Genomic DNA, 6,142 nt, shown 5'->3' with positions numbered 1-6,142 from the left:
TGTTAATCCTTACTGGTTAAAAGTCAGCAGGGCCAATCCGAATGTCAAGTCAATTAGTATACTTGCTTTTCCGCAAAATCATTATATGTTTTTTTCTCCTATTCCACGATAAAATTAGCTTGCTTCAATGCATTGACTGCTTCATCCAGTTTTTGTTCAGAGGCAGCTTGGATGGTGTGGAGGTGAATGCCTTCTGTTAGCTCTGATAGGTAGGCTGCCTTTGTTGCTTTGATTTTTTCAATAAATTGCTTGACTTCTTTTCGATTTGAAACCATAACCGAAGCAATTAAATCCCCGTAAACGGGATGTTCAATTCGCACGTCCTTGACGGTAACTCCATGGTCCACAAGTAAATTCAGCTCTTCTTCTGTTCTTTCGGGAGTGTGGGAACTTGCAACGGTTCGTTCAAAAGATGTGGAGATGGAAGCTTGGGTTAAGTAAATATATCCTTGGCTTGTAGCAAGGATAGGCTCTCCTCTTGCTTTAAGCAAGGTAATATCACCAACAATGACTTGCCTGCTTACGTTCGTTCTCGTTGCAAGCTCATTCCCTGTTATCGGTTCACCATTTTTCTTCAATAACTCGAGCAGCAGTTCTCTTCTTTCCTCACCGAGTACCTTTTTCTGATCCTTCATTTTTCGAAAACTCCCTTTATATGACGATAATGATACATTTTAACATATTTGTTCAGTAAAATTAAATTTGCTTAATCCGGAAACCATTCTTGAGTTATTCTTACAAGAGCTTTCCCTAATGCTTCTGTGTCTGCTTCTGTTGTATCCCAGCCAAAGGAAATTCTAATAAACTCTTTCGCATCCTTCCCTGTTATTCCCATAGCATTCATCGTTTTAGATATCGTTTGTAAGCCTACCTGGCAAGCACTGCCTGTTGAAACAGCAAAGCCCATGCGATTACACTCAAGCAACACAAATTGCCCTTCAATGCCCCTTATTCGCATCCCAATCGTTGATGGGAGCTGTTGATTGTGATCAGAGCCGTAAATAATATACTGACCATTTATAGGTTCAAGGGCATGTAAAAAAATCTCCCGTAGATGATGATAATGATTTGTGTGATTGTCCAGATTCTTATAAGCCTTTTGGGCAGCAATAGTCATAGCAGCAATACCCGGGACATTGACAGTACCTGGCCTGAAGCCTCTTTCATGAGATGTTTTTGGATAATAAGGCATCCAATGTAAATGGGGATTGATATAAACAACTCCTGTTCCCTTAGGTCCAAAAAATTTATGTCCAGAAATAGAGAGACTATCGACCAATAATGCAATTTTTCTAAAATCCGTTTTACTAAATGTGTGTACACAATCACTATGAAACAGAATTTGATTCTTTTTGCAGAGCATACTAATTTCTTCAAGAGGCTGCAAGGTGCCAATTTCAGAATTTCCATGCTGAATGGTTATTTGCACGGTATCCTCCCTGATTGCTGATCTTAGGTCGACTAAATCAATTAATCCCTTAGAATTTAGTGGAAGTGCCGTTACTTCAAAATGATGCTCGTCAATTAATTTGTCTAACGTACTATGAACGGACGAATGCTCTGCCATGCTTGTTATGATATGCTTGCCCTTTTTTTTCGAGGCTGTTAATAGTGCATGAATAGCAAGGGAATTACCTTCAGAGCCCCCGCTTATAAAATAGATTCCTTCCTTCTGAACATGAAGTAAGCTGGCCCATTCACTTCGGCAATGTTCTAATAAGCTGCTGGCTTCACTCCCTTTATCATGCAGGCTTTGTGCATTTCCATAATATTGGGTTGCCGCCTTTATAAATGTCTCAGCTGCTTCCTCATCAAGAGGGCAGGTTGCAGCATAATCAAAGTATTTCATCCCAGTATCACTCCATAGTTATATTCTCTAATTCTCAAAAGATCTAAAGTTATAAATGATAGAGCTGCAATTCTTATGACAAATCTATAATAACTCTTGTCATAAGTTTAAATCTATGTAAATATAAGTGTCAAGACAACTGTGAAGTCAGGAGGTAAATATGAATAAGGCCAATGTCATCATAATTGGCAGCGGGATATCGGCTTTGCAATTAGCAAAGAGTCTTCGCTGTGACTTGAATGTGATTATTCTCACAAAGTCTAATGTGTATAATAGTAACTCATTTTTCGCTCAAGGAGGTGTAGCCGCGGCCATTGGAAAAAAGGATCATCCAAATAAGCATTATCAGGATACGTTGGAAGCGGGAAGATTTCATAATGATCCTGTAGCAGTGGAGAAATTAACGCAGGAAGGTCCAGCATTAATAAATAGCTTAATAGCTGAAGGCTGTTCATTTGATAAAGGATCGGATGGGGAACTCTCTCTTGGAATGGAAGGAGCACATAGTGATCATCGCATTGTCCACAGTGGAGGGGATGCCACCGGGAGAAATCTCATTCAATTTATGACTGCAAATGTAAATCAAAATATAACCATTATGGAGAATATTTTCGTATTTGACTTATTAATAGATGAGCCTGGGGAAAGATGTATCGGCGTCAAAGGAAAATATCCCGACGGAAGAACAGAAACCTTTTTTGCTGAACATATTGTTTTAGCAACGGGAGGCTGTGGACAGCTATTTGCTTATACATCGAATGCTGCCACAGTTACCGGAGATGGAATTTCTCTTGCTTATAAGGCGGGTGCCGAAATCACTGATATGGAATTTATCCAGTTCCATCCAACATTGCTTCATATTAACGGAAAAGCGGTTGGATTAATTTCAGAAGCAGTTCGTGGTGAAGGAGGACGCCTTATAACAAAGGGAGGCAATTCGATTATGAACAGCATTCATCCTTTAGGTGATTTAGCGCCAAGACATATTGTTTCTCAAACTATTTACCATTATCTCGAAAATGGAGAGCCCATTTTTCTGGATATTTCTTCTGTACAGGGATTTGAAGAACGATTTCCAACGATAACTGCTTTATGTGAGCAACATGGGATTAACATAAAGGAAGGGCTTCTTCCTGTAGCTCCAGGCAGTCACTTCTTAATGGGCGGCATCAAAACGGATTTATTAGGACGGAGCAGTTTAGAAGGGCTATATGCAATTGGGGAGGCAGCCTGTACAGGCATCCACGGGGCAAACAGACTTGCAAGTAATTCCTTACTGGAAGGATTATTCATTGGAAAAAAACTCGCCGAATGGATCAATACATCTCCAATAAGGCATTCAGTTAACTTGAAATCAATTGAACAGTCAGAAATTCGAATGAGTATAGCCAAACTACTCCCTTCTCCCTTTATCATCCAAAAATCAATGATGGAGAATGTCGGCATCATACGCACGAAAAATGGCCTCTCGAGGCAGAAGGAATGGCTTGAAAGCTTTCACATCAATAAATATTTGAACGCCAATTTTGCTGAATTATCTATTGAAGAAATTGAGATGGTATTCATGCTTATAACTGCATGGCTTGTAACAGATTCAGCTTTAAAAAGGACTGAAAGCCGTGGCGGACATTTCAGACAGGATTACCCATGTGAAAATGATCGGGATTGGCTGCGAAAGCAAATTATACATTGCAGAAAAACAGAAAAGGATGATAAGCATGAACAAATTGAAGCTGCGATTGCAACTTGAGCAATTTTTTTTGGAGGATATTGGTGACCGGGATATTACGGGTGAGCTTATTTTCGGAAGAGAAGAAAAAGGGGAAATCGTTTTTATTGCTAAGGATAATGGAGTTTTCTGCGGGGAGGATGTTATTCGGACTGGTTTTTCCATTCTGGACAGCGAGATTAAAGTTGAAATGAAGGTAAAAGATGGGGAATCCATTGAGAATGGGCAAGTTTTAGCAACAGCAGAAGGAACTGTCGCCAATTTATTAAAAGGTGAAAGAGTCATTCTTAATCTTATTCAGCGAATGAGCGGCATTGCCACCATTACCAACAAAGCGGTCTCTGTATTAAATAGTTCACATACGAAAATTTGTGATACGAGAAAAACAACCCCAGGTCTAAGAATGCTGGAAAAATACGCTGTACGCTGTGGAGGAGGGTTTAATCACCGTTATGGGCTTTATGATGCGGTGATGATTAAAGACAATCATATTTCCTTCGCTGGCTCGATCGAAAAGGCAGTTTCAGCCGTTCGTTCTTATATTGGTCATATGGTTAAGATTGAGGTAGAGACCGAAACAAAAGCACAAGTTATGGAGGCGGCTTCAGCAAAAACAGACGTCATCATGTTCGATAATAGACAGCCTGAAGAAATTAAGGAATGGATTCCATACGTGCCTGTAGGAATAGTTACAGAAGCCTCTGGCGGGATTACGCTTGATAACATTGCCAGCTACAGTGATTCAGGTGTTGATTATATCTCTCTCGGCTTTTTAACCCATTCTGCTAAGTCATTAGATATTAGTGTAAAAGTAAAGGTTGGAGAGTAAATCAATAAAAGATAGTTAAAACAACTACTATTAGATAAATACCGCAAAGGGGATTAAGGGATGAATATATTTCAAACGCTTGAAAAGGGGTCAAATGTTCTTCCAGATAAATATCGAAAAATGACAACAGAAGAACTAGAGAATCAAGTAAAATCCATTAAAAATAAACTTGGAAAAAAATTATTTATTCCGGGCCACCATTATCAAAAAGACGAGGTCATTCAATTTGCTGATGCAACCGGTGATTCCTTGAAGCTGGCTCAATTATCTGAGGATAATAAAGAGGCAGAGCATATTGTTTTTTGTGGAGTTCATTTTATGGCAGAAACCGCTGATATTTTGACTACAGAAAATCAAAAGGTGTACCTGCCAGATATGCGCGCAGGGTGCTCGATGGCGGATATGGCGGATATTTACCAAACAGAAAGAGCATGGGAGAAGTTAATTGCCCTTTTTGGAGAAACGATCATACCATTAACGTATGTGAATTCAACAGCTGCTATTAAGTCGTTTGTAGGTGAGCATGGCGGTGCAACTGTCACCTCCTCGAATGCAGAGAAAATGGTTCAATGGGCATTTGAACAAAAATCCAGAATCTTATTTTTGCCTGACCAGCATTTAGGCAGAAATACGGCCTATAATTTAGGAATAGATCTTGAGGAAATGGCTGTGTGGAATCCAATCAATGATACGCTCGAGTATGATGGCCCGATTGAGAATATCAAGGTTATTCTTTGGAAGGGGCATTGCTCCGTCCATGAGAATTTCACAGTCGCAAATATTGAAGATGCTCGTAGGACCTATCCAGATATGAAAATTATCGTCCATCCTGAATGTTCAAGAGAAGTAGTGGCTCTATCAGATATGGCAGGATCGACCAATTATATTGTTGACGCGATTAATAAAGCTGAAAAAGGTTCATCCTGGGCAATTGGGACAGAGATGAATCTTGTCAACCGAATAATAAAGCAGCATCCGGATAAACAAATTATCTCGCTAAATCCACATATGTGTCCTTGTTTGACTATGAATCGTATTGATTTGCCTCATCTAGTATGGTGTCTAGAGACAATTGAACAAGGTGAAGAGCATAACCTAATAAAAGTAGATAAAGCAATTGCTTCAAATGCAAAGCTTGCATTAGACAGAATGCTAATCCAATCATAAACCTCCAATTCGGGGGTTTTCTTTTTTAAAAAGTCATCCGACAGGAAAATTTAACAAAATCCTAAGAAAAAAATAATTAAATTCGTTGTAAAATGGGTCTCTAATCATATTATTAATAATAAGTGCATAAGTTTTTGTGTAGATTGTTAGCAATTTGCCCACTTTGACATACACTATATGGACATTTGACTAGGAGGGAAATCAGAGTGAAGATCCATATCGTACAAAAAGGGGATACTCTTTGGAAGATCGCCAAAAAGTACGGCGTGAATTTTGAAGAGCTGAAAAAATTAAATACACAGCTCAGCAATCCTGATATGATTATGCCCGGTATGAAAATAAAAGTTCCTGGATCAGGTGGATCCATAAAAAAAGAAGCTCCAATTGGAGGCATACCGGAAACAAAAGTCAGTATGGGTGCTAAAAAGGAAATGCCTATTGCAGAACACCCTTTTGCAAAAGAAAAACCAATTACATTGCCTGTAGTTGAAGCACCAAAACAAATACCGATAAAAGAAGCACCACAAGTAGAAGTACCAAAGCAATTGCCAAAAATGGTATCACCACA

The 6,142-nt window shown here is 39.1% G+C and carries 6 protein-coding genes; 4 read left to right on the top strand and 2 right to left on the bottom strand.

Going from position 1 to position 6,142, the window contains the following annotated elements:
- Nucleotides 1-98 precede the first annotated feature (98 nt).
- Entirely contained in the window at nt 99-635 is a 537-nt protein-coding gene (locus V7149_RS10405) for a transcription repressor NadR (RefSeq protein ID WP_335345558.1), read from the bottom strand.
- Nucleotides 636-706: 71 nt separating this feature from the next.
- Entirely contained in the window at nt 707-1,849 is a 1,143-nt protein-coding gene (locus tag V7149_RS10400; protein WP_335345557.1) for an IscS subfamily cysteine desulfurase, read from the bottom strand.
- Between the two features lie 160 nt (nt 1,850-2,009).
- On the opposite strand from V7149_RS10400, the gene nadB reads away from it, so the two are divergent.
- The 4 genes from nadB to safA form a co-directional block, all read left to right on the top strand.
- A complete protein-coding gene (gene nadB, locus V7149_RS10395) occupies nt 2,010-3,599 on the top strand; it encodes an L-aspartate oxidase (RefSeq protein WP_335345556.1) in 1,590 nt (529 codons plus the stop codon).
- Entirely contained in the window at nt 3,568-4,407 is an 840-nt protein-coding gene (gene nadC, locus V7149_RS10390; RefSeq protein WP_335345555.1) for a carboxylating nicotinate-nucleotide diphosphorylase, read from the top strand. The genes nadB and nadC overlap by 32 nt, the downstream gene beginning before the upstream one ends.
- A 60-nt stretch (nt 4,408-4,467) precedes the next feature.
- A complete protein-coding gene (gene nadA, locus V7149_RS10385) occupies nt 4,468-5,574 on the top strand; it encodes a quinolinate synthase NadA (RefSeq protein ID WP_335345554.1) in 1,107 nt (368 codons plus the stop codon).
- Nucleotides 5,575-5,780: 206 nt separating this feature from the next.
- Nucleotides 5,781-6,142: SafA/ExsA family spore coat assembly protein (safA, locus tag V7149_RS10380; RefSeq protein WP_335345553.1), on the top strand; the 362-nt coding region annotated here is incomplete at its 3' end.

The organism is Bacillus sp. JJ1503 (genome assembly GCF_036965125.1).
In the GTDB taxonomy this organism is placed as follows: domain Bacteria; phylum Bacillota; class Bacilli; order Bacillales; family Cytobacillaceae; genus Cytobacillus.
This window is presented reverse-complemented; position numbering and strand designations above follow the sequence as displayed.